This is a genomic window from Mycobacterium sp. BK086 (assembly GCA_004362315.1).
In the GTDB taxonomy this organism is placed as follows: Bacteria; Actinomycetota; Actinomycetes; order Mycobacteriales; family Mycobacteriaceae; genus Mycobacterium.
This window is the reverse complement of sequence record SNWL01000005.1, coordinates 578,709-602,355: the sequence shown is the minus strand read 5'-3', so window position 1 is coordinate 602,355 and position 23,647 is coordinate 578,709. Positions and strand designations below refer to the sequence as shown.

Genomic DNA, 23,647 nt, shown 5'->3' with positions numbered 1-23,647 from the left:
CATGCGCGGGCTGGCTGCGGTACTGGCGCTGTGCCTGCTCGGACCGGCCACCGCGCACGCAGACCCGAACGTCCTGTGGACGATCGTCCACGACCAGTGCGTTGTCGACGAACACCAGCAGCACGACCCGGCGCCCTGCTCCCGCGTCGACCTCAGCCGCGGCGAGTCGGGTGGCTACGCGGTGCTCAAGGACATCGTCGGCGACCGGCAGTACCTGCTGATCCCGACCGCGCGCATCACCGGGATCGAGAGCCCGCAAGTACTGGACCCCGCCACGACGAACTACTTCGGTGCGGCCTGGCAGGCGCGGTCGTTCGTCGAACAGAAGGCCGGCGGCACCATCGCCCGGGACTGGATGAGCCTGGCCATCAACTCGGCGGTCGCGCGCACCCAGAACCAGCTGCACATCCACATCGATTGCCTGCGCGCCGATGTGCACGAGGCACTGCGGTCATCGGCCGGCGCGATCGGACCCACCTGGGCACCGCTTGCGGTCCCGCTGGTCGGACACTCCTACTGGGCGATGGCCGTCGGGGGCGCCGACCTGGACGCCGACCCGTTCACCCTGCTCGCCGATGGTCTCGAAGGCGCCCGCGCCGACATGGGCTCGTACACGCTGGTCGTCGTCGGGACCACCGACCCCGCGGGCCGACCCGGCTTCGTCATCCTTGCCGACCGCGCCGATGCCGAAACCGGTGCCGGTGGCGAGGAGCTGCAGGACCACGACGCGTGCCCGGCGCCGCTGCCCGCGTCGGGAGCCACCGCCAAATAGCCGGAGAGAATCACCGCGAGCGCATTGCTGGTCCCGCGGGCTCCCGCTGGCGAACATCGGCGACGTACACCCAAAGCGAGCGGGGAGGTAAGCGTGGCCGAATCCAGCGAGACCGGCGGGGGAGAACCCGACCGGAGTCGATTCAGCATCGGCGTCGATTGGTGGGCGACCATCGTGGCGGGCGTCTTCGTCGTCCTCGCCGTCGCAAACGTCCTGCCCAAGATTCCGTGGTGACCCGGTGACCACAACTGACGTCGCACAGAGCGAAGAGGATCAGCCGGTCTTCACCAGCCGCAACCTGCTGGAGTACGTGCCGGGTGTCCTGCTGCTGATCGGGATCGGGCTGCTGGGCAAGTACGCCCAGATTTGGTGGAATTCGCTTGCCAAACACCAACATTGGACCGTTCCCGATATCGAGTACGTGCTGTGGGCCATCCTGATCGGCCTGCTCGTCACCAACACCGTCGGAGTGCACCGGATCTTCAAGCCCGGCGTGCAGACCTATGAGTTCTGGCTGAAGATCGGCATCGTCGCCCTCGGTGCCCGGTTCGTCCTCGGCGACATCGTCAAGCTCGGCGGTATCTCACTGGTGCAGATCCTGCTCGACATGACGATCGCGGGCGGGATCATCCTGCTGGCCGCCAAGTTGTTCGGCCTGTCCGGGAAGCTGGGCTCGCTGTTGGCCATCGGCACGTCCATCTGCGGGGTGTCGGCCATCATCGCCTCCAAGGGTGCGATCCGCGCCCGCAACTCCGATGTCAGCTACGCGATAGCCGCGATCCTGGCGCTCGGTGCCGTCGCGCTGTTCACACTGCCCGTGCTGGGGCATGCGCTGGGCCTCAGTGATCACGAGTTCGGGTTGTGGGCCGGTCTGGCCGTCGACAACACCGCCGAGACGACCGCGACCGGTTATCTGTTCTCCGACGAAGCCGGAAAGCTCGCGGTGCTGGTGAAGTCCGTGCGCAACGCGCTGATCGGGTTCGTGGTGCTGGGCTTCGCGCTGTACTGGGCGTCGAAGGGCGAGGCCGACCAGATCGCGCCGGGGTTCGGGGCCAAGGCCAGGTTCGTGTGGGAGAAGTTCCCGAAGTTCGTGCTGGGCTTCCTGGTGGTGTCGGCCCTCGCCACAGCCCACTTACTGAGCAAGGGGCAGGTCGCCAACCTGGGCAATGTCTCGAAATGGGCGTTCCTGCTGACCTTCGCCGGCGTCGGGCTCACCACCAACTTCCGCGAGTTGGCCCGCACCGGCTGGCGACCGCTGGTGGTGGCCGTCATCGGCCTGGTCGTGGTGGCCGTGGTGTCGCTGGGTTTGGTGCTGGTCACCTCACGGGTGCTGCACTGGGGAGTCGGCGCCGGCTAGGACGGCGGAAGCTGGCCCCCGGACATCCCGTTGAGCTGATCGAGGTAGTGACGCAGCTGAAGCTGTGACATCAGCGGGCCCGGGGTGGCGGGCGGCTGGGCATCGGTCAGCGTCCACGGCTGGCAGCCATCGGTCTTGAAGGTCGCGTCGCCGGGATCGATCTGCTGGATCTGTGGCTTCTTGGTGATCCCGTTGTCCAGGTTGGTCTGGCCGTCGGGTCCGCCGACCCGCTTCCAGTAGCACGCCTGGCCCTCGACCGGGCCGGCCGTGGCGTATGTGCCAGGCACGATGTCGACGCCGACCTTGTAGGTGCCGTCGGTGTCCATCGACGTCTTGGGCGGTCCACCGGCCGGTGCCGGGGTCGCCCCGGGGGACGTCGGAGTCGCCGATGACGACGGCGCGGGCGACGAGGTGACCGGCCCGGGTGGAGGCCCGGTCGGCGCATCCGTCGTCGTCGGCGCGGGTGTGGGCACCGGGGTGGTGGTGGGGTCGGCGACCGCGACGCCGGCGCCCGCTACTAGAGCCAGCGCACCGGCGGCGATCACACTTGTTAGAACACGCACGTCAACCAGGGTAACCCGGTAACGCATAGCCGACCTAACCGTCAGTTAAGCGGTCTTGCTCAGCAGCGGCAGCAGGAAGCGGCGACGGTTCAGGATCGCGTCGTCGAACGCGTGCTCGGCCTCGGCGACCGAACCGACGACGGGGAAGACCACGTCGCTGTCCCGGCGAAGGCGGCGGTTCACCGCGTCGCTGGCCACGACGGCCCACTCCACACCCACTGTGGTGCAGATGTCGTCGATATCGCACAGCAAACGGATCGCCTGCGGCGTGAACGAGGTGACACCCGAGAGGTCCAGAACGAACGGCTTCTCGGCGAGGACCAGCTTCTTAGCGTAGTCGGCCACGTGATCGAGGTTGGCGGAGTCGATACGTCCGCTGACCGCCACGACGGTCGCCACATGGCGGGAGTGTGCTCGGATATGGGCGCCCTTGTAATCGACGGTGGGGTTTCCGTACCGCGACGTGAAGCTCGTCATGGGCTGCTCCATTCGGTCCTGTTACGTGTGTGACAGCCAGTGGGCCGCCTCAACTTGACCTGAACGTTATGCCGCAAATTTAAGGTCACCGGGAGCTGTGGCTAAAACTCTGTTAAGAACCCAACTTTCGGCCCGACTCTCGAAATCGGGCAACGTCAACCGCCGGCATGGCTAACGCAGAGCGGGCAGGACCTCGTCCGTAAGTAGAGTTACCGACTTCCATGCCTCGTCCACCGGCATGCCTCCAACCAGGGGATGCATGACGATCGGGCCGTAGTTTGCCGAGGCCCGCGCCTCGTCAATCAACTGGTCGGGAGTGAGGAATCGGTATCTGCCCGATGCCCGGACTTCCGCCAGAGTCTGCACGCCGGGCAGGTGCATCAGGGAGCGCGACGGGTCGTCTGACCATCCGCCGTAGGTGACCGCCTCCCACAGAATGTGCTCACCGAGTTCGGCCCAGGCCCGCTCGGGGTCCTCATGCAGGTAGATCATCCCGCGGTTCACCGCGGGCGGCATGAGCACAAAGGGCCGCTGCCCCGCCTCGCGGCACAGCTCGGTGTAGTACTCGGCGAGGTCGGGGCGATGGTCGGGCAGGCTCAGGGGCAAACCGAACCGCACGGCCCGGCGGACCGTCGCGCGCACGCCGCCGCCCACATAGAGCGGGGGGTGGGGTTTGGTCCAGGTTCCCGACACCACTGCCGAACCCTCGGCCCATGACGCCAGCATGGTTTCCAGCAACTGATCCATCAGCTCGCCGCGGCGGGAGAAGTCCACGCCGAGCGCCTCGTACTCCACTTCGCGGTATCCCAGCCCGACGGTGGTGTGCAGCCGGCCGCGGCTCATCGCGTCGATCAGCGCGATGTCCTCGGCCATCCGGACCGGGTTCCACAGCGGCCCGAGCGCACAGTCGATGCTCGCGAAGATGTTTGCGGTGCGAGCCAAGAACATGCCGGCGATCATCACCGGATTGCAGCTCCACCCGTGCCGGGTGGCGTGGTGTTCGTCGACGCTGATCGCCGCGATTCCGTGACGGTCGCCAAACTGCGCCAACTCCAATGCGGCGGAGAGCAATTCACCCTGCACACCGGGATCACCTCCGGGCGAGGCGAAATTGAAGCGGAGAATCGCGAGCATTGCAGCACTGTATTGCCGTGGTTACGGCAAACCCGACTCGGCCGGGTCACGATTTGGCCGCTGTCGCCCGTCGCGAGATCGCCGGCCAGTTGGCGCCGTTACGGTGGCGCCGTGCGCGAGGAGGCGGCCGCAGTCAGGACGGCACTGCAGTGGCTGGGATTGTGGGTTGTCGCGACCGCCTTATTGGCGCTGGCCGGTCTGCTCAACAAGGCGGTGTGGGTGCTGGCCGCATTCAGCGCGGCGGCAGTCGTGGTCAGTGCGTGGCGGGCGCTGCTGGCCTGGCTGGACCATCGCCGACGCGCCAGGCGCGACGCGCTGTACCGCGCCACCGGACTGGCCGCGGTGGACGCCATGACGGGCGTGGAATTCGAGCGCTACGTGGCGGCGGTACTGCGCGGTGTCGGCTTCGATGTCGAAATAACCAGGGCGACAGGCGATTTCGGTGTTGACCTGATCGCTACGAGGGATGGCGTTCGGACCGCAGTGCAGTGCAAGCGGCAGAGCCGGGTGGTCAACGGTGCCGCGATCCAGCAGGTGGTGGCCGGCGCTGCCGTGCACGACTGCGGCGCGACGATGGTGGTGTCCAACCACCGCTACACGCGGGCCGCCGAACAGCTCGCCGATGTCCACGGCTGCGTGCTGGTCGATCGCACCCGACTGGCCCGGCTCTCTCGCTCCCGGCCCTAGGCGGCCGGGTCGCCCGCATCGTCAGATGGCGGGTCGCTGTCGTTGCCCAACAGCCGTTCGGGGTGGTGGTAGTCGTTGACGCCGCCACGCAGCATCGGCAGGCCTGGTGGTGGGATCCATTCAGTGTCGCCGTTGGCGAGTTTTCGGGTGTCCCAGCCGCCGGACTCGACGAGTTCGTTATCCGGTGGGCAGGCCAGGGCGAGGTCGTTGATATCGGTGTTGCCGCCGTTTTTCCAGTCTTGGGCGGCGTGGTGGACGACGCTGTGATAGCCGGGTGCATCACAACCCGGGCGGGTGCAACCACGGTCTTTGGAGTGCAAAATGATTCGCTGATCAGCCGACGCGATCCGTTTGGTACGGCCCAGCCATAGCGCCCGCCCATTCACTCCGTCGAACAACGCCAAATAGTGGTAGGCGTGGGTGGCCATCCGAATCAAATCCGGGATCGGCAACAGTGTGCCGCCGGCAGTCACGGCGTGCCCGGCCTTGGCTTGCAGATCCTGCACGGTGGCAGTCGCGATCACCGTCACGGGTAAGCCGTTGTGCTGGCCGAGTTTCGGATCACCCAACGCCAGACGCACCAGAGCCTTGAGTGCATCATGTTGGCGTTGCCCGCAGGTACGCAGATCACGCGTCGCGGCGTCCTCAGATGGGGTGCAGGCGGGGTTCTCGTCGTCGGGGTTGCACGCACCCGGTGCGGCGAACTTCGCAAGCCACGCATCCAACTCCGAGCGCAGTTCGGGGTCGGCGATCAGCCGACCCACACTCATCCCGTCGACCTGCTGGCCGCCACACCACACGAAGCCTCGCTTGCGGGCCCGGTCTTCATCGGAGAACTTGCCGTCGGGGTTCAGATGCAACGCCAACCGCTGTGCGACCCGCTCCAATTGATCCGGGCGAAGCACCCCCGCTTTCTCTGCCAAGGCCTTCTCGGCCTTCACCACCTCAGCCGGCGGCACATGATCAGGCAGCTGATGAAAGAACTTCTGAATCACCCGCAAATGGTCACCGTCCAACCCGCCGCCCTGCCACACCGCAGCAGTCTCGGGCAACACCGGCGGCAACGGTTCCCCGCTCAGCGTGGTGCGCGGCGCCAACTGTGCGGCATCCCGGATGCGGCGCTTGGCTTCCTTCGGATCGATCCGCAGCGCATCCGCAAGCGCGATCCCCAGCGGCGGGCATCCCTCGAACCGCTCCAGCGCGGCCACCCCGGAATGCGCTACCGCGGTCAGACGGCGCCGCTCGGTCTCCATCCGATTCAGAACCGCGAAGCGTTCCGGCGGGGACAACACATCGAAATCGAGAGCGGCCACAGTGTCGACCGCAGCGGTCAGCGCTTCCAACGCCGCGTCGACCGAACTCATGAATCGAACACTAGTGCGAACTGCCGACAAGAACTGACCGCCCAAAGCCCCTCTGGGGATGAAACCGAGACTGGGGATGAAACTGATTCTTGCAACCGACCGCACCCCGGCCGGCGCGCCTATCGCGGGCGCGCTGAGCTAACGCGCGACCCGCGCAGTACTGCTGAAGTTCGGCGTCGAGGATTCCGCAGCGCTAGGTCCCGGCGGTTGCCGCGTCGATGGCGGCGAACTCCTCCTCGGTCAGTTCGATCCCCGCTGCGACGACATTCGGTTCGAGATGATCGACGCGGGACGTGCCGGGGATCGGCACCATCACCGGCGATCGTTTCAACAGCCAGGCCAGCGCGAGCTGTGACGGACTGGCGCCGTGGTCGGACGCCAGCGAGCCAAGAGGGCCGTCGGTTTCGGCGAGGGGACCGGCAGCCAGCGGGAACCAGGGAATGAACGCGACACCTTGGCTTTCGGCCTCCTTGAGCAGCGGTTCAGCCGTGCGCGTCGTCAAGTTGTAGAGGTTTTGAACCGAGACGATGGGTGCGATCTTCTGCGCCGCCCTGAGTTGGTCGACCTCGATCTCGGAGAGTCCGATGTGTCGGATCTTGCCCTCGTTCTGCAACGTCGCGAGTTCCCCGACCTGATCCTCGAGCGGGAAGTTCGGGTCGATGCGGTGCAGCTGATGTAAGTCGATGCGCTCGACGCCGAGTCGGCGAAGGCTGAGCTCGACTTCTTGGCGTAGGTAGCTAGGGTTCCCAAGCGGTATCCAGACATCCGGCCCGGTGCGCAGGAGCCCCGCCTTGGTGGCGATAACGAGATCGTCCGCATACGGATGCAGGGCCTCTCGGATCAACTCCTCGGCCACGTAAGGGCCGTAGGAGTCAGCGGTGTCGATGAAGTTGACGCCCAGTTCGACCGCGCGACGCAGGACACGAATCGCTTCGTCGTGATCGTCCGGCGGACCCCAGACGCCCTTGCCGGTGAGTCGCATCGATCCGAAGCCGAGGCGGTTGACGGTCATATCGCCGATGGTGATGGTGCCGGCTGCTGCCGCGGTCGTCGCGTCCGTCATGGTGGCTCCGTTCATCGAGGGTTCGCCACATCGAGCGTGGCACTGCTGTCCGGACCTGTCTAACTTCGCCCATGGTTCACTTCATTCCTGATGCGGAACTATCAGCCGGACATTCTGGCCAGCGGTTTGGACGTCGTCTTCTGCGGTATCAATCCGGCGCTGACGGCGCAGGCCGACGGATACAACTTCTCCAGCCCCACCAATCGGTTCTGGTCGGTGATCCATCTCGCGGGGTTCACCGACCGCCGGCTGTCGCCCGCCGAGGAACGCAGCCTTTTACAATTCGGTTGCGGCATAACCGCCGTCGTGACGCGGCCGACGTCGGAGGCACGCGAAGTGTCCGCGCTCGAAATTCGTGAGGCACTCTCGTCGTTCGAGACCAAGATGATCGCGGTCGCTCCCCGCATGCTGGCGTTCCTGGGTAAGCCGGCGATTTCGGTGGTGCTCGACACCACCGCCGTGAACTGGGGGCTGCAATCGGTCACCGTGGCCGGCTCGGCGGCGTGGGTGCTACCCAACCCCAGTGGCCGCAACCGGCGGTTCACCACCGAGGCACTGGTCGCCGCCTACACGGAACTGCACGATCATCTGGCGATGAAGCGCTCCCGGTAGGCACTGAGCCGCTCGGCCACCTCCGCGGGATCGAGTCCGACGTCGGCGAGGTCGTAGACCACCTCGCCGTAGCGTCCGCGCGGATGCGCATCGATGAAATCGGCCATCGCCGCACGCACATCGTCGCCGTAAGGCTGATCGGCCAGCTCGTAGATCGCCGAGAGCGTGCCCGGTTCGTCGGCCATGAATTCGGTGAAGCGCACGTCGATCGACTGATCGGCCGGCAGCACGTCACGGTCGCGCAGACACCCGCTGAACAGATCGTCGGCCCGGTCGAGCCAGTTCCGGGCGATCTTGACCGGATCCGGCTGCGCGCAGGCCATTCGAGACGCGTAGACGATCATGGTGAGCATCGATCGGGTTACCTCGACCGGATCACGATGCGTCACAACGAATGTCGCATCGGGGAACGTCGCGTACAGGGTGCGGAACTGTTCGAGGTGCTGTGGCGACTTGAGGACCCACCGAGTTCCACCGCGCAGCCACTGCATGGCCTGCAGCTGCCGCTTGAGGTGTGCGTATGACGGCCCCTGGTCGTGGGATTTGTAGTGCGCCGCGAATGTCGGTATGTGGTAGGTGGTTTCGAAGAGCATGCCGGAGATGTCGTTGGCCAGCAGCTGGATTTCCTCGTGGGCATGATCGACCGTCATGTCGTGCATGCGCTTGAAGTCGGGCATCGAGGTGTCGACCAGATCCAACCCGGTCGAACATCGATCACGGCGCTCCTGCTCGGTCTCGCCAGGTGCGGGGAAGGGTTCCAGGCTCTCCCAGTACGGCAGATAGCGCAGGTTCGGGTCGGCGGCGATCAGGTTGTGCAGGTGCGTGGTTCCGGTGCGGGGCAGACCGCAGATGATGATCGGCCGCGCGATTTCGACGTCCTCGATCTCGGGATGCTCGGCGATCAGCGCCTCGAATCGCAGCCGGTTGACCAGATTGCCCACCAGTTGCTCGAAGACGACGGCGACGCCGACGTCGGACAGCCCGGCCTCCTCCCGCAACGATCCGGTCAGCACGTCGAGGCGTTCGCGGAAGCCGTCATCGCCCCAGCCGTCGAGCCCCGTGCGCTCACTTGCGCATGCCAGCAACGCTTCTGAGGTCAGCTCCAGGATCGACCCGTAGCCCGCGAGCGCGTCGCGCATCGGCTGAGCGGCCTCCGGGAATACGGGGTCGGCCAGGTCGGTGAACCGGATCGACGCGGGGCGCTCTACACCGGCGGTCACGCCGACACCTCGGCAATGTCCGCGACCCGGCACACCGGCCGCTTCGGCGTCTCCTCGGGCAGGAACCAGCGCAACCAGATCAGGCCCTTGGCGCGCCCGGCCGTCGACACCCAGTTGGGGTGACCGGGATCGGTGTCGCTCACCACGATTCGCCACGACCCGTCGGGTTCGTAGGTGACGTGTGCGCCGTTGATGGTCACCCGCTCGTAGCTGTAGTCGTAGGTGTGCAGGAACGGGTTCCACAGACACAGATTCCAGAACACGCACTCCGGCGAGGTGCCGTCGATGATGAGCGCCTGACCGGGCTGCAACTCGTAGGCGCCCATCGCGTAGGCGGCATCGCCCGCGGCCCAGCCGTAGGTCTGCTGAGGCACCGGATACGGTTCGGCGATCTCGTTGGGCGGCTCGACCCGGGTAGGGATGAACGAGTACTGCTCGGCCAGCCACGTCCGCGCCGATCGCAGCCGCCGGATCAGGTCGTCACGGGAGTCCTGCTTACGCGCCGGCGGGTCGACGGCCTCGATCTTCCACTGGACGCGCCGGTCGGTTTCGGGGTTCTCCAGGTAGTCGCGAGTCAGGGCGACAACGGCATCCGATTCGAGCTTGAGCCAGGCGCTCGGCTGGGGATCAGGGCTGATCGTGAACTCGAAGTTGCCGTCGTCGTCGAACTCCAGCGAGCGGTCGTTCATCGTGCCGACGATGCGGTTGCTGTAATGGCCGTCGTCCGGGCCGCCGTAGACGGTGATCGAGAGGTAGACGGAGTCACCTCGGTTGCCCGTGACGCGGTACGTGCGCGTCGGGTCGATCGGCGCGAGTTGGTAGAAGGCATCGGAATTGTCGCCGCCCCAACGCTGATAGGGACCGATGACGTCGATGAACCGGGGGTTGTCCTTGTCGCCCCACACGTACGTGTCGACCGCCACCCGCAAGAGGCTGAACGTCAGCCGGTATCCGTCGAGGATGTCAGCTTCCTGCAGCGGGGGATCGCTGGCCAGGAACTTGCGTTCGAGCCCGCCGAGCTCGTCGAGCAGTTCGTGAAAGGCGGTCGACAATTCGTCTGACATGTCATTCCTTCTCTCGTACCTGCGCGCCCTGCATGACCAGGGAGCAGAGTGTGTCGACCAGGTGGTCGGTATCGGCGCGTCCGTCGACGAGGGCGCCATAGAACGTGGTGCCGACGACGACGTTGAACAACGTGTCGGTGTCGACGTCGGCACGTACCACGCCTTGTTCCGCGCCGGCACGGACCAGCTCGGCCAGCTCACCGCGAATTCTGTCGTCGAGCAATTGCTGTGTGCGGATGTGCAATTCGGAATCGCGGCGACGGTCGGCGAGGATGCCCATTGCCGCGGCCTCGACAACCGGCTCACGCCAGAAGGCCACCGCCCCGTGGATGAACGCGCGCAGATCGGTCTCGAAATCCCCGGACCGGGGTAACCCGGCACTGCCGCCGTCGGTACCGAACGCGGCTTCGAAGACCACGTGGGCCTTGGACGGCCACCGCCGGTAGATCGTCGGACGACTCACCCCGGCCGCGCGGGCGATCGAGTCCATCGACACCTGGTCGTAGCCGACGTCGATGAGCAACCGGCGGGTGGCCGTCATGATCGCCTCATCCGTACGCGGGTCACGCGGACGACCACGCACCGGCTCCTGGTTTAGCGGCGCAAGCGCGCGGTCCGGCGTCGGCACGCGGATTATGTTCCACTTTGTAACGTAAACTGTCAATGCCCGCGATTGAACCGGACGGGCTCGGGTAAACGTGACAACAACAGCAGTCATCCCCGGACGGCCAGGAGGCCACGCCATGCTCAAGCCCTGGTACCGCACCTTTTCGGCGCTGGCCGTGCTGATGGTCTCGCTCACCGTCGCGGTCGCGACACCGCCGGCGGCCATCGCCGAGGATCAATTGGCTTTCAGCGGAACGACATTGAGCGGAGCCCCGTTCAACGGCAGCAGCCTGCAGGGCAAGCCCGCGGTGTTGTGGTTCTGGACCCCGTGGTGCCCGTTCTGCAACCAGGAGGCTCCCAACGTCAGCCAAGTGGCGGCAGCCAACCCGAAGGTCACCTTCGTCGGTGTCGCGGGGCGCTCCGATGTCGGGCAGATGGAGGGGTTCGTGTCGAAGTACAACCTGAACTTCACCAACCTCAACGACGCGGACGGATCGATCTGGGCGCGGTTCAACGTGCCGTGGCAACCCGCGTATGTGTTCCTGCGACCCGACGGGACATCGAGTTTCGTCAACAATCCGACCTCGGCGATGTCGGAACAGGAACTCAGCGACCGGGTGCACGCACTGGTGTCATAAACCGTGGATGCAAACCTGACCGGTCTGGCGCTGGCCGCGGGGATGGTCGCGGCCCTCAACCCGTGCGGATTCGCCATGCTGCCGGCTTATCTGACCCTCGTCGTGCGCGGTGACGGGGAGGACCTGAGACGATGCGCCGCGGTCGGCCGGGCGCTGGCGGCCACCGCCGCAATGGCGCTCGGATTCCTCGCGGTCTTCGGTCTGTTCGGTGTGCTGACGGTCCCGGTCGCCACCGTGGTGCAGCGCTATCTGCCCTACGCGACCATCGTCATCGGTATCTGCCTTGTCTCCCTTGGCATTTGGTTGCTGACAGGTCGCGAGCTGACGGGCGCTCCGATGGGATCGAATTGGCGGTGGGCACCGACGGCTCGGCTGGGTTCGATGTTCGGCTACGGCGTGGGCTACGCCATCGCATCCCTGTCGTGCACCATCGGACCGTTCCTGGCGGTCACCGGCAGCACGATTCGCAGCGGCTCGGTGGTCAACGGCGTGCTGGTGTACCTGGCCTACGCCGCCGGCCTGGCGTTGGTGGTCGGCGTGCTCGCCGTCGGCATCGCCCTGACCAGTACCGCACTGGTGGACCGGATGCGCCAGCTGCTGCCCTACGTCAACAAGTTCAGTGGTGTCGTGCTGATCGCGGTCGGGCTCTATGTCGGCTATTACGGGCTCTACGAGATCCGGTTGTTCAGCGCGGACGGTAATCCCGCCGATCCGATCATCGCCGCGGCCGGTCGGCTGCAGGGCGCGCTGGCCGGCTGGGTGTATCGCACCAGCGCCTGGCCGTGGGTCGTCGCGCTGGCGGTGCTGATCGCGGTGACCGCGGCGCTCCGGATGCGCCGCGCCCGCCGCGACCGACCCTGAACCACAGTCGCCGCACCGCACGCGTCGATATACTTCGCTGCACGTCCGAAGCAGGGGAGGAGACGCGGATGAACCGATATTCGATACGAACCTGGGGGATTGCCGGGGCGGCCGTACTGGCCCTCACCGGCGTGCCGGCCGCGATCGTGACGATCCAGCCCAGCGGTGAGGCGCAGGCCGATGTGTGTGCGAGCGCCGGGCGCCGGATCTCGGTCAGCGGCTGCGCCAACTTGTCCGATGTGATGGCCCCCTATGTGCCGCCGCCGTCGTATTACGCACCGCTGCCCGAGGACTATCCACCACCGCCTCCGCCACCCCCGCCGGTGACCGGGTGCGTCGGCTACAACGGCCGATGGGTCAGCGCCGGCGGCTGCCGCTAGCCATCAACGACGAAACCCCGCGGGCATGGCCCGCGGGGTTTCGCTTACTGCCGAAGGTCAGACGTCGAACCTGTCGGCGTTGGCCACCTTGGCCCATGCCGCGGCGAAGTCCTTGACGAACTTCTCCTTGTTGTCGTCCTGGGCGTAGACCTCGGCCACCGCGCGCAGCACGGAGTTCGAGCCGAACACCAGATCGGCGGCGGTCGCCGTCCACTTGGCCGCACCCGTCACGCGGTCGGTGCCCTCGTAGACGTTCTCTGAGGTCGCCGACGGCTTCCACTGCGTGCTCATGTCCAGCAGGTTGGTGAAGAAGTCGGTCGACAGCACACCGACCTTGTCGGTGAACACGCCGTGCTTGCTGCCACCGTGGTTGGCGCCGAGCACCCGCAGGCCACCGATGAGCGCGGTGAGCTCCGGAGCCGTGACTCCGTTGAGGTAGGCCTTCTCGATCAGGAGCTGCTCGAGCGGAGCCTTCTCGCCGGCCCGCGCGTAGTTGCGGAAGCCGTCGGCCCGCGGCTCGAGAACCGCGAACGACTCGACATCGGTCTCGTCCTGCGAGGCGTCACCACGACCCGGGGTGAACGGCACCGTGATCTCGACGCCGCCGTCCTTGGCGGCCTTCTCGATCGCGGCGTTACCCGCCAGCACGATGACGTCGGCGAGCGAAACCTGCTTGCCCCCAGCGGCATTGAAGTCGGCCTGGATCTTCTCCAGCACCGGCAGCGCCTTGGCCAGTTCGGCAGGCTCGTTGGCCTCCCAATTCTTCTGCGGCTCGAGCCGCAGCCGCGCACCGTTGGCGCCACCACGCTTGTCGGTCCTGCGGAAGCTGGACGCCGACGCCCACGCGGTCTTGACCAACTGCGGCACCGACAGGCCCGAATCCAGCACGGCCGCCTTGATCTTGGCGGCATCGGCGTCGTCGATCACGGCACCGGCCGGAACCGGGTCCTGCCACAGCTGCGGCTCGGCCACGTACGGCCCGAGGTAGCGGCTGATGGGGCCGAGGTCGCGGTGCAGCAGCTTGTACCAAGCCTTCGCGAACGCCTCGTTGAGCTCCTCGGGGTGATCGAGCCAACGACGGGTGATCGCACCGAACTCCGGATCCACCCGCATCGAGACGTCGGTGACCAACATGGTCGGCTTGCGGTTCGGGCCACCGAACGGATCGGGGATGATCGCCTCGGCGTCCTTGGCCTCGAACTGCCACGCGTCGGCCGGGCTCTTGACCAGCTCCCACTCGTAGCCGTAGAGGATCTCCAGGAACGAGTTGCTCCACTTGGTCGGCGTGGGGGTCCACACGACCTCGAGGCCACTGGTGACGGTGTTGCCGGTCTTGCCACCCGCGAAGGGGCACTGCCAGCCCAGACCCTGCGCCTCGATGGCGGCGCCCTCGGGCTCCGGGCCCACCAGATCGGCGACGTCGCCGGCGCCGTGGGTCTTGCCGAGAGTGTGGCCGCCGACGATCAGCGCCGCGGTCTCCTCGACGTTCATCGCCATCCGGCCGAAGGTTTCCTTGATGTCGATGGCTGCCAGCAGCGGATCCGGATTCGCTTCGGGCCCTTCGGGATTGACGTAGATCAGGCCCATGGTGGTGGCACCGTACGGATCGGCCAGCTCGCGGTCACCGGAGTACCGCTTGTCGGTGCCCATCCACTCGCCCTCTTCACCGAAGAGGACCTCTTCGGGCTCCCAGACGTCGGGGCGACCGAAGCCGAAGCCGAAGGTCTTGAAGCCGGCGGACTCCAGAGCGACGTTGCCCGCCAGCAGCAGCAGGTCGGCCCAGGAGATCTTGTTGCCGTACTTCTTCTTGACCGGCCACAGCAGACGACGGGCCTTGTCCAGGTTGGCGTTGTCGGGCCAGCTGTTGAGCGGGGCGAAGCGCTGCAGGCCCTGCCCGCCGCCACCGCGGCCGTCGTAGATGCGGTAGGTGCCGGCGGCGTGCCAGCTCAGCCGGATGAACAGACCGGCGTAGCTGCCGTAGTCGGCGGGCCACCAGTCCTGCGAGGTGGTGATCACCGAGAGCACATCGGCTTTGAGCGCCTCGGGGTCGAGCTTGGCGAACTCGGCGGCGTAGTCGAAATCATCACCGAGCGGGTTGGACGCGGGCGAGTGGGGATGCAGCTTGGAAACGTCGACCTGATCCGGCCACCAGTCCCGGTTGGTCAGCGGCGCATGCGATTTCGGCGTCGGCGCTTCGATGACCGGATTTTCGCTCTCGGACACTTTTTACCTTTCCATTCCATACATCATTTGGGTGATTGGGCTGTGATCACTGATGTGATCAGGAAGGTTCTTTCGCGGTGCAGTCGGGACACAGGCCCCAATAGACGACCTCGGCCTCGTCCAGGACGAAACCGTTGTGCTCAGATGGCGTCAAACACGGCGCATCGCCGACGGCGCAGTCGACGTCACCGATCACCCCGCAGGACCGGCAGACGACGTGGTGGTGGTTGTCCCCGACCCGGGATTCGTAGCGGGCCACCGAACCCGACGGCTGGATGCGCCGCACCAGACCGGCGGCGGTCAGAGCGTGCAGGACGTCGTAGACCGCCTGGCGCGACACGTCGGGAAGACCGGCACGGACCGCTCCGAAGATGGTGTCGGTATCGGCGTGCGGATGGGAGTGCACCGCCTCCAGCACCGCGACGCGGGGCCGGGTGACCCGCAGCTGCGCGGTGCGCAGCTGGTCGGCGATATCCGACATCGAAGTCACGGTCAGATCGTCGTCCCTTTTCTGGAATCAGTCAAGAGTTGGCCCCGAACATCTCTCAACACCCAGGTCAGGGGTGCTGAGTTTGGTCGTTGCCGGGGTTCACAGTGGGGTTCAGCGGCGCAATCGGGGACGGGCTGAAGTTATTCGGGCCGGGCAGGGTGGCCTTGCTGGTCGGCGACAGCGAAGCGCTCGTGGGCGCGGGGGCCTTGTCGCCGGCGCCGCAGGCCGTCAGTCCGACCGCCACGCCGGCGGCCAGGCACACCAGGCAGACCGCCCGGATTAGCTTCCGACCCTGCATCGCTGACCCCTGACCCCGGGCACACACAAACGCGGTGCCACCTGGAAAACTACCCTCTCACGGGTGTGCGCAGCGCGCTTTGCGGTCTGCTCTGTAGGGTGATCGGCGGATCGCGTCCGGCGGCCATCCCGGGCTCGCACCACCGGGGACCCAGTCGTCTTGTCAGGAGCAGTTTCGTGCCCCTCAACACCGTCGCGCTCGAACTCGTGCCGCCTAATACCGATCGCACGCCGGACGAGATGCTCGAGGAAGCGCGCAAGGTCGTGCAGTTGTCCGCCGAGACCGGCCTGACCGGTCGAATCGGCCACGTCATGATTCCCGGGATGATCGAAGAGGACGGCGACCGTCCCATCGAGATGAAGCCCAAGCTGGATGTGCTCGACTACTGGGCGCGCATCTCACCGGAATTGCCCGGCGTGCGCGGACTGTGCACGCAGGTGACCGCGTTCATGGACGAGCCGACATTGGTCAGCCGGTTGACGGCGCTGCTGGACGCGGGCATGGAAGGCGTCGCCTTCGTGGGCGTTCCCCGGACCATGAACGACGGGGAGGGCGCCGGAGTGGCACCCACCGATGCACTGTCGATCTTCTCCCACCTCGTACCCAACCGCGGCGCGATCCTGATCCCGACCCGGGCAGAGGAAGCGGGCCGCTTCGGATTCAAGTGTGGACGCGGCGCCACGTACGGCATGACGCAGCTGCTGTACTCCGACGCGATCGTCGAGTTCCTGACCGGGTTCGCGGCCACCACCGACTATCGTCCGGAGATCCTGCTGTCCTTCGGCTTCGTGCCGAAAGTCGAGACCCGCGTCGGCCTCATCAACTGGCTGATCCAGGATCCGGGCAATGCGGCCGTCGCCGCCGAGCAGGACTTCGTCCGAACGCTCGCCGAGAGCGATCCGCCCGTCAAACGACAACTCCTGGTCGACCTGTACAAGCGGGTGATCGACGGCGTCGGCGACCTCGGGTTCCCGTTGAGCATCCACTTCGAAGCCACCTACGGTATGTCCCGGCCGGCCTTCGAAACCTTCGCGGAGATGCTGGCGTACTGGTCGCCGGCGCAACCCGCCTCCTGATCCAGTGAAGGCACTGATCGATTTCGAGGACGCGCCGGTCATTTCGATCCCGGCCCGCGACGGCTATCCGGGCTTCTCGGCCTGCGAGGGCATCCTGGTCGAGGGGCCGCAGGGCTGGGGCGCGTTTTGCCCGCCGCCCGCAGGCGACGACCTCGCGGCGGCGCGATGGCTCACCTCGGCGATCGAGGGCGGCACGGTCGGCTGGCCCGACCCGGTGCGCGGCCGGGTCGCGGTTGCGGCGGCGGTACCCGCGGTCGGCCCGCAGAATGCCGCCGCGATCGCCTCGGCCAGTGGGTGCGCGGCGGCCGATGTGCGTGTCACCGGTCAGCCCGGCGATGGGGCACGCCTCGAGGCGGTGCGCGGTGCGCTGGGAGCGGACGGGGCGATCCGCTGTGTGGTGGAGGCCCCCTGGGACGTCGACACCGCGGCCCGGCTGATTCCGGTGCTGGACCGGGCAGCTGGCGGGTTGCAGTTCGTGCAGCAGCCGTGCGCGACCGCGGCGGAGTTGGCCACCCTGCGCCGACGCGTCGATGTGCCGGTGGCCGTGGATGTTTCGGGTCTCAGCGCCGACGGATTGACGCTGCCGGAGGTCGCCGATATCGCGGTGCTGACGGTCGGCCCGCTCGGAGGTGTGCGTCGTGCCCTGCGGTTCGCCGAACGCAGCGACCTGCCGTGCGTGGTATCGGCGGCGGCCGGGGCGTCGGAGTCCAGCATCGGCCTGGCCGGGGGTCTCGCGCTGGCGGGTGCGCTGCCTGAGGTTGCGTTTGCCTGCGGGCTGGGCACCGCCGCATCGTTGGCCGGTGATGTGGTGTCGCCGGGCCGGGTGCTGATACCGGTCGACGGTCATCTGCCGGTCGCGCCGATGGCCCCGGCGCCTGACGCCGCGCGGGTCGCGGAGTTCACCCTCGCCGACGCCGAACGGGTCGCCTGGTGGCGCCGCCGGCTGATAGCCGCAAAAGAACTTCTGTAGAAAGCGGTTTGGATGCCAGGGCGCCGGGTACAAGGGCGCCGATGACTCCTGAGCCGGCCGAGCAGGCCCTTCCGCCCCAGTCGATGTCCCCGTTCGAATCGAGGCGAACCACGCTCATCGTCCTGTGGTCGAGCTACCTGGTCGCCGCAATCATCCTGATTCTGTACTGGGTGTACGCGGCTTAGCGTCGCGGACGCCAGGCCCAGACAGCCAGCGCCACACCGATCAGCGCGGTGATCGGTCCGATGACCGACCAGGTCGTGGTGTTGCTCATCGGGCTGCCCTGAACCACACCGAACCCCTGCAGCGCCCACAGCGATCCGAAGAGCGCAACCAGCACGCCCACTACACCCACAGCGTGACGCATGGTCAGCTCCTCTTTCCGGTCGGCATGGCGGCGGACACCGCCCGCATGACGGCTCGTTTCACTTTCGTTGCACCCGACCCCGCGGTAGCGCCGATGGTCGAGCGATTCGGCGGATCAAGCTGCAGCACATCGCCTTCGGCAATCCGGCCAGCCCGGGTGATGTTGCCGTAGACGCCGAGGCAGCGCCGCGAGTGGGCGGCGATGGTGCGGGTGATCTCCTTGTCCCGCTTGAGCTCGGGCTGCTCGTGGGACGGCATCACGCATCGGATCGTGGGGATCAGGGGCTGCAGTTCGGCGTGCGGTGCGTGCAACGTACCGCCGCACCAGTCCCATTCCGGATGCGGCGACGTGGCGGGGGAGTCGACCACGATGGTCGGACGGAATCGCCGGACGTCGAAGTCCGACTCCGGCGCCAGCCCGGTCATCGTGGCCAGGCTCTGCTCGGTGATGACGTGGAGGGGATAGGCGTCGACGTAGCTGCCGACCGGCGTGGCGTAGCGGCTGATCTCGGCGAGCTTGCGGACCGGGAACATCGAGAGATCCGGCAGCGGTTCGCCGTCCTCCAGTCCGAAGATCGTGCGCAGGTCGGATTTGGTGGCCATCGGCCCGCGGTACTGATCTTTGCGGTCCAGCGCGGGCAGCGGCCGAAGTTCGACCTCTCGGTCCAGATACCGCGAGAGTGCCTGATGGACAACGGGATCCGAGCTGGTGACCTCGGTGCCGTCGGGGAAGGTGATGACGACTTCCGGAGCGTGGCCCGGTCCGGCGTCGGGCGGTGGCGCCTGCGCGTAGCGCGCCGTGAGCCACAGCAGGCCGGGCAGCCGCTTGGCGCTGGTGGTCGCGTCCAGTTCGACGTCACGCACGGCCCAGGTGCGATCGGCGTGCAGGCCGAGCTCGCCGATCTCGGCCTGCGCGACCTGCTCGCCCAGCATCGACTTCACCGGATAGCGCCAAATCGAGGTGATACGGCCGGCGGGAATCATTCACCCAGAGTAGGGCGTCTGCAGCTCGATGTAGCCACTCCTCAGCGCCTCGCTTCGCTGCGGCGCATCGTCATGGCTAGTCCGCCGGCGAGCGATGGAGTGCACGTGACGAGATCACCAGCGCGGCCAGGCTGCCCACCAACCACACGCCGAGCACGACGAACGGCAGCAGTCGCTGGTTGTGCGGGAAGTACGTCGCCGCATGGATCGCCGACACCGTCGCACCGCTGGGCAGCGCGTGATTGAAGAACGCGAACGGCTGAGGCAGTAGCGAGGCCGACACCGCACCGCCCGACGAGGTGTTGCCCAGCAGGATGAACACCAGCCAGGTGGGAATGATCGCCCACCGGTGGATCAGCACCAGCATGGCCGAGTTGAAGGACGCGGCGACCGCGATCTGCACCGAGGTCAGCAGCCACAGCTGGGGAAACGGCGTGCTCAGCGCGCCGAGCACTGGCCCGGTGACGACCGACAGGACCGCCCCGCCGACGACCGCGAGCACCGCCAGGCAGGCCAGCCAGCGCCGCAGGCTGAGTGTCTTGACGTTGGCCCGCAACTGAAACATCGTGATGAAGCCCAGGATTGTCGCCGCGATGACGAGATAGAACGTGGCCAGCCCGGCCGGGTCGGACGCCGGCAACGGATGCAAATCGACGATCGGCAGGATGAACTGTCCCGGCTGGGTCTGATCCAGCTGGATCAGCGCCCGGGTACCCGACGGGTCGCTGGCGCTGGACAGCAACAGCTGGGGTGGTGTCGCGGTGGCGTCGATGGCGGCGGTGATGCGCTGCTGGTTGATCGCGGTGACCGCGTCGTCGCGCGTCGCATATTGCTGAACGTCGAACTCGCCTGAGTTGCGGTGCAGCGCATTGACGAACGGCGCCGTGACGGCCGTCGATCCGACGACGCCGACCGGCAGGTTTCGCGGCGAGGGCCGTCCCAGCGCGACGGTGTAGGCGGCGGCGAAGCTCGACGCCAACACGATGGCGATCGCGATGACGGTTGCGGCCTTGCGGATCTCCAGCGGAATGCTCTTCAGTGAGGACCCGGGCACACGCGCACTCTACGGCTTGACCGCCTGCAGGGTGTAGCTCAGCGGCAGCCGCTCTGCGTGCTCGTCCAGGCGCCACTCACCGTCGGTGTTGTGCATGCGTCCCGGCAGCGCCTCCCACGGCACCGAGTCGTGCTCGACGAGCATGCTCAAGCGCAGGCCGGCATCCAATAGGGCGCTGACGATCTCGCCGAGGCCGTGATTCCATTCCCGAGACTCGGTGTGGACGAAGACGGCGTCGGTCTCGACGTACGTGTCCGACGCATCGAATCGCATCGGGTCGGCGTGTTCGAAGTACGGGTAGCCAAGCGTGATCGCATCGGTGCGCTGCTCGTCGACAGCCCACAGGACGGGATGCCCCTCCCGAAGGAAGAGCCGGCCCCCGCGCCGCAGCAGCGTCGCCACCATCTCGGCCCAGCGCCGGATGTCGGGCAGCCACACCAGCGCACCGACCCCGGTGTACACCAGATCGAAGCCGTCCTGGCCGAGAACGCTTGCGGCGCTGTACACATCGGACTCGACGTAGTCGATGCCGACGCCGGCCCTGGCGGCGATCGATCGGGCGATCGCGATCGACGCGCGGGAGAAGTCCAGCCCCGTCATCCGCGCCCCGAGCCGGGCCAGTGACAGGGTGTCGGTGCCGATGTGGCATTGCAGATGAACAGCCCGCAGACCGGTGATGTCACCGAGGCGCGGCAGGTCGAACCGCACCACGTCGGACAACGATTCCGGATCGGCGACCAGCCTGTCCACCGCATAGTCGGGCGAGCCGGCGTGGGCGGGCGCCCGCTCGTCCCACAGCGAGCGGTTGACGTCCCGGTGTTCGCTCGAGCCGTCCGTGTGCACGCTCGACAGTATGGCGAATCTAGAGCTTCACCGGCATCGCGCCGACATGCCAGATCTCGTCGGAGTATTCGGCGATCGCGCGGTCCGAGGAGAACTTGCCGCTGCGGGCGGCGTTGAGGATCGACATCCGCGACCAGGCATCGGAGTCCAGCCAGGCGGCACTGACCCTGGACTGGCAGTCGATGTAGGAGCGGTAGTCGGCGAGCACCAGGAACGGGTCGTGGTGCAGCAGGTTGTCGACCAGCGGACGCAGCACCTCGGTGTCGCCGTGGGTGAAGGTGCCTTCGACGATCAGTTCGAGCACTTCGGCCAACTCGGCGTCACGCTCGACGAAACTGGTCGGCCGGTAACCCTCGGCCTTGAGCTGCTCCACCTCGTCGACGGTCAGGCCGAACAGGAAGAAATTCTCCGGCCCGGCTTCCTCGCGGATCTCGACGTTGGCGCCGTCGAGCGTCCCGATCGTCAACGCGCCGTTGATCATGAACTTCATGTTGCCCGTGCCCGAGGCTTCCTTGCCCGCTGTGGAGATCTGCTCGGACAGGTTGGCCGCCGGGTAGATCAGGTGGGCGTTCTTGACGTTGAAGTTCGGCAGGAACACCACCCGCATGAAGCGGTTGACGTCGGGATCGTTGTTGACGGTGGCACCCACGGCGGTGATCAGCCTGATCATCCGCTTGGCGATGAAGTAGCCGGGTGCGGCCTTGCCACCGAAGATGAATACCCTTGGGGCGATTGCGAATCCAGGGTTGCGCTTGAGCCGGTTGTACAGCGTGATGATGTGCAGCACGTTGAGGTGCTGGCGCTTGTATTCGTGAATGCGCTTGACCTGCACGTCGAACATCCAGGTCGGGTCGACCTCGATGCCGGTCGACGAGTGGATGTATTCGGCAAGCCGACTCTTGTTGGCACGCTTCATGTCCCGCCAGCGCTCCCGGAAGGCGGGGTCGTCGACGTAGGATTCCAGTTGGCGCAGCTGGTCGAGGTCGGTCAGCCAGCCGTCGCCGACGGTCTCGTCGAGCAGGGTCCGCAGTCCCGGATTCGACAGTGCCAGGAACCGTCGCGGGGTGACGCCGTTGGTCACGTTGCCGAACCGCTCCGGCCACATCTCGTAAAAGTCTTTCAGCACACTGGCTTTCAACAGTTCGGAGTGCAGCTCGGCGACACCGTTGACGGCATGGCTGCCGACCGTGGCCAGGTGCGCCATCCGCACGCTCTTGCCGCCGTCCTCGCCGATCAGCGACATCCGCCGGGCCCGGTCCTCGTCGCCGGGGAACTTGGCCTTCACCTCGTCGAGGAACCGCTCGTTGATCTCGTAGATGAGCTCGAGATGCCGGGGCAGGGATTCGCCGAAGATGCCGAGCGGCCAGGTCTCGAGCGCCTCGGGCAGCAGCGTGTGGTTGGTGTAGGCGAACGTGGCGACGGTGATCTCCCACGCCTCATCCCAAGCCATGTGGTGTTCGTCGATCAGCAGTCGCATCAGCTCGGCGACCGCGATCGACGGGTGGGTGTCGTTGAGCTGGATGGCCCATTTGTCCGGCAGCGCGCTCAGCGGCAGCCGGGCGCGCTCGGTGTGGATGCGCAGGATGTCCTGGAGCGAGGAGCTGACGAAGAAGTATTGCTGCTGCAGCCGCAGCCGCTTGCCGGCCTCGGGTTCGTCATTGGGGTAGAGGACCTTGGAGATCTTCTCCGAGAGGACCTCGTCCTCGACGGCCTTGTAGAAGTCGCCGGTGTTGAACGCGTCCAGAGCGAATGAGGACACCGACCGGGCGCTCCACAGTGTCAGCGTGTTGCAGGTGTTCACGCCGTAGCCCTGGACGGGAGTGTCATACGAGACGCCCTTGATCACCCGCCGGGGGATCCAGCGCACCCGGTGGTTGCCCGCGACGTCCTCGTACTGCTCGGTGTAGCCGCCCCAGTTGACCAGGTAGCTGGCGTCCGGCTTGTCGATCTCCCATGGGTTTCCGGCGACCAGCCAGTTGTCGGTCTTCTCGACCTGCCAGCCGTCCTGGATCTCCTGGTCGAAAATGCCGAATTCGTAACGGATTCCGTAGCCGATCGACGGGCGCTGCAGGGTGGCCATCGAATCCAGGTAACAGGCCGCCAGCCGGCCGAGGCCACCATTGCCGAGGCCCGGCTCCTCCTCGCACGCCAGGATCACGTCGAGGTCTTGACCGAGAGCGGCCAGCGCTTCGCGCGCCTGGGCTTCGATGCGCAGATTGAGCAGGTTGTTGCCGAGCTGCGGGCCCATCAGGAATTCGGCGGACAGATAACACGTCACTTTGGCGGGGCCGTGCAACAGGTCCTGCGTGGTCGCCATCCACCGCTGTTGCATGCGGTCGCGGACGGCCAGGGCCAGGGCCCGGTAGTAGTGCTCGGGAGTCAGCACGCTGGGCGGCCGGGCGATGGAGTAGGCCAGATGATCGGCGATCGCGCGGTGCAGCGCGTCCGCCGAGAGTCCGGTGCGGCTGTGCTCGTGCGGTCGTGCCTCACCGGTGATGTCACCCGGGACGTTGTTCACGACATCCGTCATTGCCTTCTCCTGCTC

27 protein-coding genes are annotated in these 23,647 nt (G+C 66.7%); 11 read left to right on the top strand and 16 right to left on the bottom strand.

Annotation, left to right across the window (positions count from 1 at the left end; genetic code table 11):
- Nucleotide 1: 1 nt before the first annotated feature.
- The 3 genes from EV580_RS19355 to EV580_RS19350 all read left to right on the top strand — a co-directional run bounded on the left by EV580_RS19355 (nt 2) and on the right by EV580_RS19350 (nt 2,129).
- The gene (locus EV580_RS19355) at nt 2–772 is read left to right on the top strand and encodes a CDP-diacylglycerol diphosphatase (RefSeq protein WP_133693143.1); all 771 of its coding nucleotides are present in this window, start codon (nt 2–4) and stop codon (nt 770–772) included.
- 93 nt (nt 773–865) lie between these two features.
- On the top strand, nt 866–1,006 hold the full coding sequence (locus tag EV580_RS33785; protein ID WP_166654746.1) for a hypothetical protein: 141 nt from the start codon (nt 866–868) through the stop codon (nt 1,004–1,006).
- 4 nt (nt 1,007–1,010) lie between these two features.
- Nucleotides 1,011–2,129, top strand: coding sequence for a YeiH family protein (locus EV580_RS19350; RefSeq protein WP_133692810.1), 1,119 nt, complete (start codon nt 1,011–1,013; stop codon nt 2,127–2,129).
- Here EV580_RS19350 and EV580_RS19345 read toward each other — a convergent pair.
- The 3 genes from EV580_RS19345 to EV580_RS19335 all read right to left on the bottom strand — a co-directional run bounded on the left by EV580_RS19345 (nt 2,126) and on the right by EV580_RS19335 (nt 4,303).
- On the bottom strand, nt 2,126–2,692 hold the full coding sequence (locus tag EV580_RS19345) for an Rv1352/Rv1906c domain-containing protein (protein ID WP_183518436.1): 567 nt from the start codon (nt 2,690–2,692) through the stop codon (nt 2,126–2,128). The genes EV580_RS19350 and EV580_RS19345 overlap by 4 nt on opposite strands.
- Nucleotides 2,693–2,737: 45 nt before the next feature.
- On the bottom strand, nt 2,738–3,169 hold the full coding sequence (locus EV580_RS19340; protein ID WP_133692809.1) for an STAS domain-containing protein: 432 nt from the start codon (nt 3,167–3,169) through the stop codon (nt 2,738–2,740).
- Between the two features lie 171 nt (nt 3,170–3,340).
- A complete protein-coding gene (locus EV580_RS19335; protein ID WP_133692808.1) occupies nt 3,341–4,303 on the bottom strand; it encodes an LLM class flavin-dependent oxidoreductase in 963 nt (320 codons plus the stop codon).
- Between the two features lie 111 nt (nt 4,304–4,414).
- Between EV580_RS19335 and EV580_RS19330 the strand changes: the two genes are divergently transcribed.
- A complete protein-coding gene (locus EV580_RS19330) occupies nt 4,415–4,990 on the top strand; it encodes a restriction endonuclease (protein ID WP_133692807.1) in 576 nt (191 codons plus the stop codon).
- Here EV580_RS19330 and EV580_RS19325 read toward each other — a convergent pair.
- Both EV580_RS19325 and EV580_RS19320 read right to left on the bottom strand, forming a co-directional pair.
- Nucleotides 4,987–6,354, bottom strand: a complete 1,368-nt coding sequence (locus EV580_RS19325) for an HNH endonuclease signature motif containing protein (RefSeq protein WP_133692806.1) — start codon at nt 6,352–6,354, stop codon at nt 4,987–4,989. The genes EV580_RS19330 and EV580_RS19325 overlap by 4 nt on opposite strands.
- Nucleotides 6,355–6,547: 193 nt before the next feature.
- The gene (locus EV580_RS19320; RefSeq protein WP_208114638.1) at nt 6,548–7,417 is read right to left on the bottom strand and encodes an aldo/keto reductase; all 870 of its coding nucleotides are present in this window, start codon (nt 7,415–7,417) and stop codon (nt 6,548–6,550) included.
- A gap of 90 nt (nt 7,418–7,507) precedes the next feature.
- On the opposite strand from EV580_RS19320, the gene mug reads away from it, so the two are divergent.
- Complete coding sequence (gene mug, locus EV580_RS19315) at nt 7,508–8,029, top strand: G/U mismatch-specific DNA glycosylase (RefSeq protein ID WP_133692804.1); 522 nt, start codon at nt 7,508–7,510, stop codon at nt 8,027–8,029.
- On the opposite strand, the gene EV580_RS19310 is transcribed toward mug, so the two are convergent.
- The 3 genes from EV580_RS19310 to EV580_RS19300 are packed head-to-tail and all read right to left on the bottom strand — an operon-like array spanning nt 8,002 to nt 10,854.
- The gene (locus tag EV580_RS19310; protein WP_133692803.1) at nt 8,002–9,249 is read right to left on the bottom strand and encodes a sulfotransferase family protein; all 1,248 of its coding nucleotides are present in this window, start codon (nt 9,247–9,249) and stop codon (nt 8,002–8,004) included. The two genes, mug and EV580_RS19310, sit on opposite strands and share 28 nt — an antisense overlap.
- Nucleotides 9,246–10,313, bottom strand: a complete 1,068-nt coding sequence (locus EV580_RS19305) for a DUF1214 domain-containing protein (RefSeq protein WP_133692802.1) — start codon at nt 10,311–10,313, stop codon at nt 9,246–9,248. Before EV580_RS19305 ends, EV580_RS19310 begins: the two co-directional genes overlap by 4 nt.
- A 1-nt stretch (nt 10,314) precedes the next feature.
- The gene (locus EV580_RS19300; RefSeq protein ID WP_133692801.1) at nt 10,315–10,854 is read right to left on the bottom strand and encodes a TetR/AcrR family transcriptional regulator; all 540 of its coding nucleotides are present in this window, start codon (nt 10,852–10,854) and stop codon (nt 10,315–10,317) included.
- A 247-nt stretch (nt 10,855–11,101) separates the two neighbouring features.
- On the opposite strand from EV580_RS19300, the gene EV580_RS19295 reads away from it, so the two are divergent.
- The 3 genes from EV580_RS19295 (at nt 11,102) to EV580_RS19285 (ending at nt 12,798) form a co-directional block, all read left to right on the top strand.
- A complete protein-coding gene (locus EV580_RS19295; protein ID WP_255497068.1) occupies nt 11,102–11,557 on the top strand; it encodes a protein disulfide oxidoreductase in 456 nt (151 codons plus the stop codon).
- Nucleotides 11,558–11,560: 3 nt separating this feature from the next.
- Entirely contained in the window at nt 11,561–12,418 is an 858-nt protein-coding gene (locus EV580_RS19290) for a cytochrome c biogenesis CcdA family protein (protein WP_133692799.1), read from the top strand.
- 68 nt (nt 12,419–12,486) lie between these two features.
- The gene (locus EV580_RS19285; RefSeq protein ID WP_133692798.1) at nt 12,487–12,798 is read left to right on the top strand and encodes a hypothetical protein; all 312 of its coding nucleotides are present in this window, start codon (nt 12,487–12,489) and stop codon (nt 12,796–12,798) included.
- 57 nt (nt 12,799–12,855) lie between these two features.
- Here the strand turns inward: EV580_RS19285 and katG are convergent, their stop codons facing one another.
- From katG to EV580_RS19270, 3 genes are all read right to left on the bottom strand, one after another.
- On the bottom strand, nt 12,856–15,021 hold the full coding sequence (katG, locus tag EV580_RS19280) for a catalase/peroxidase HPI (protein WP_133692797.1): 2,166 nt from the start codon (nt 15,019–15,021) through the stop codon (nt 12,856–12,858).
- Nucleotides 15,022–15,079: 58 nt separating this feature from the next.
- Nucleotides 15,080–15,502, bottom strand: a complete 423-nt coding sequence (locus EV580_RS19275) for a Fur family transcriptional regulator (RefSeq protein ID WP_221218386.1) — start codon at nt 15,500–15,502, stop codon at nt 15,080–15,082.
- 76 nt (nt 15,503–15,578) lie between these two features.
- Nucleotides 15,579–15,809 carry a hypothetical protein gene (locus EV580_RS19270; protein ID WP_133692795.1) on the bottom strand — a complete coding sequence of 77 codons (231 nt, stop codon included), beginning with the start codon at nt 15,807–15,809 and terminating at the stop codon, nt 15,579–15,581.
- A gap of 176 nt (nt 15,810–15,985) precedes the next feature.
- Here EV580_RS19270 and EV580_RS19265 point away from each other — a divergent pair, with 176 nt between their 5' ends.
- Genes EV580_RS19265 through EV580_RS33780 form a run of 3 tightly spaced genes read left to right on the top strand, consistent with a single transcriptional unit; the run spans nt 15,986 to nt 18,040 of the window.
- Nucleotides 15,986–16,885, top strand: a complete 900-nt coding sequence (locus tag EV580_RS19265; RefSeq protein ID WP_133692794.1) for a mycobacterial-type methylenetetrahydrofolate reductase — start codon at nt 15,986–15,988, stop codon at nt 16,883–16,885.
- Between the two features lie 4 nt (nt 16,886–16,889).
- Nucleotides 16,890–17,855: an enolase C-terminal domain-like protein gene (locus tag EV580_RS19260; RefSeq protein ID WP_133692793.1), complete on the top strand. Its 966-nt coding sequence runs from the start codon at nt 16,890–16,892 to the stop codon at nt 17,853–17,855.
- A 41-nt stretch (nt 17,856–17,896) separates the two neighbouring features.
- Entirely contained in the window at nt 17,897–18,040 is a 144-nt protein-coding gene (locus EV580_RS33780; RefSeq protein WP_166654771.1) for a hypothetical protein, read from the top strand.
- Here the strand turns inward: EV580_RS33780 and EV580_RS19255 are convergent.
- The 5 genes from EV580_RS19255 to EV580_RS19235 all read right to left on the bottom strand — a co-directional run bounded on the left by EV580_RS19255 (nt 18,037) and on the right by EV580_RS19235 (nt 23,632).
- Nucleotides 18,037–18,222 carry a hypothetical protein gene (locus EV580_RS19255; RefSeq protein ID WP_133692792.1) on the bottom strand — a complete coding sequence of 62 codons (186 nt, stop codon included), beginning with the start codon at nt 18,220–18,222 and terminating at the stop codon, nt 18,037–18,039. The genes EV580_RS33780 and EV580_RS19255 overlap by 4 nt on opposite strands.
- 2 nt (nt 18,223–18,224) lie before the next feature.
- On the bottom strand, nt 18,225–19,205 hold the full coding sequence (locus tag EV580_RS19250; RefSeq protein ID WP_133692791.1) for an MOSC domain-containing protein: 981 nt from the start codon (nt 19,203–19,205) through the stop codon (nt 18,225–18,227).
- A 76-nt stretch (nt 19,206–19,281) separates the two neighbouring features.
- Nucleotides 19,282–20,259 (bottom strand): DUF3533 domain-containing protein, encoded by a 978-nt coding sequence (locus tag EV580_RS19245; protein WP_286171670.1) that lies wholly within the window; start codon nt 20,257–20,259, stop codon nt 19,282–19,284.
- A gap of 9 nt (nt 20,260–20,268) precedes the next feature.
- Entirely contained in the window at nt 20,269–21,102 is an 834-nt protein-coding gene (locus EV580_RS19240; RefSeq protein ID WP_133692790.1) for a class I SAM-dependent methyltransferase, read from the bottom strand.
- 19 nt (nt 21,103–21,121) lie between these two features.
- Nucleotides 21,122–23,632, bottom strand: coding sequence for a glycogen/starch/alpha-glucan phosphorylase (locus EV580_RS19235; RefSeq protein WP_133692789.1), 2,511 nt, complete (start codon nt 23,630–23,632; stop codon nt 21,122–21,124).
- Between the last annotated feature and the right edge of the window lie 15 nt (nt 23,633–23,647).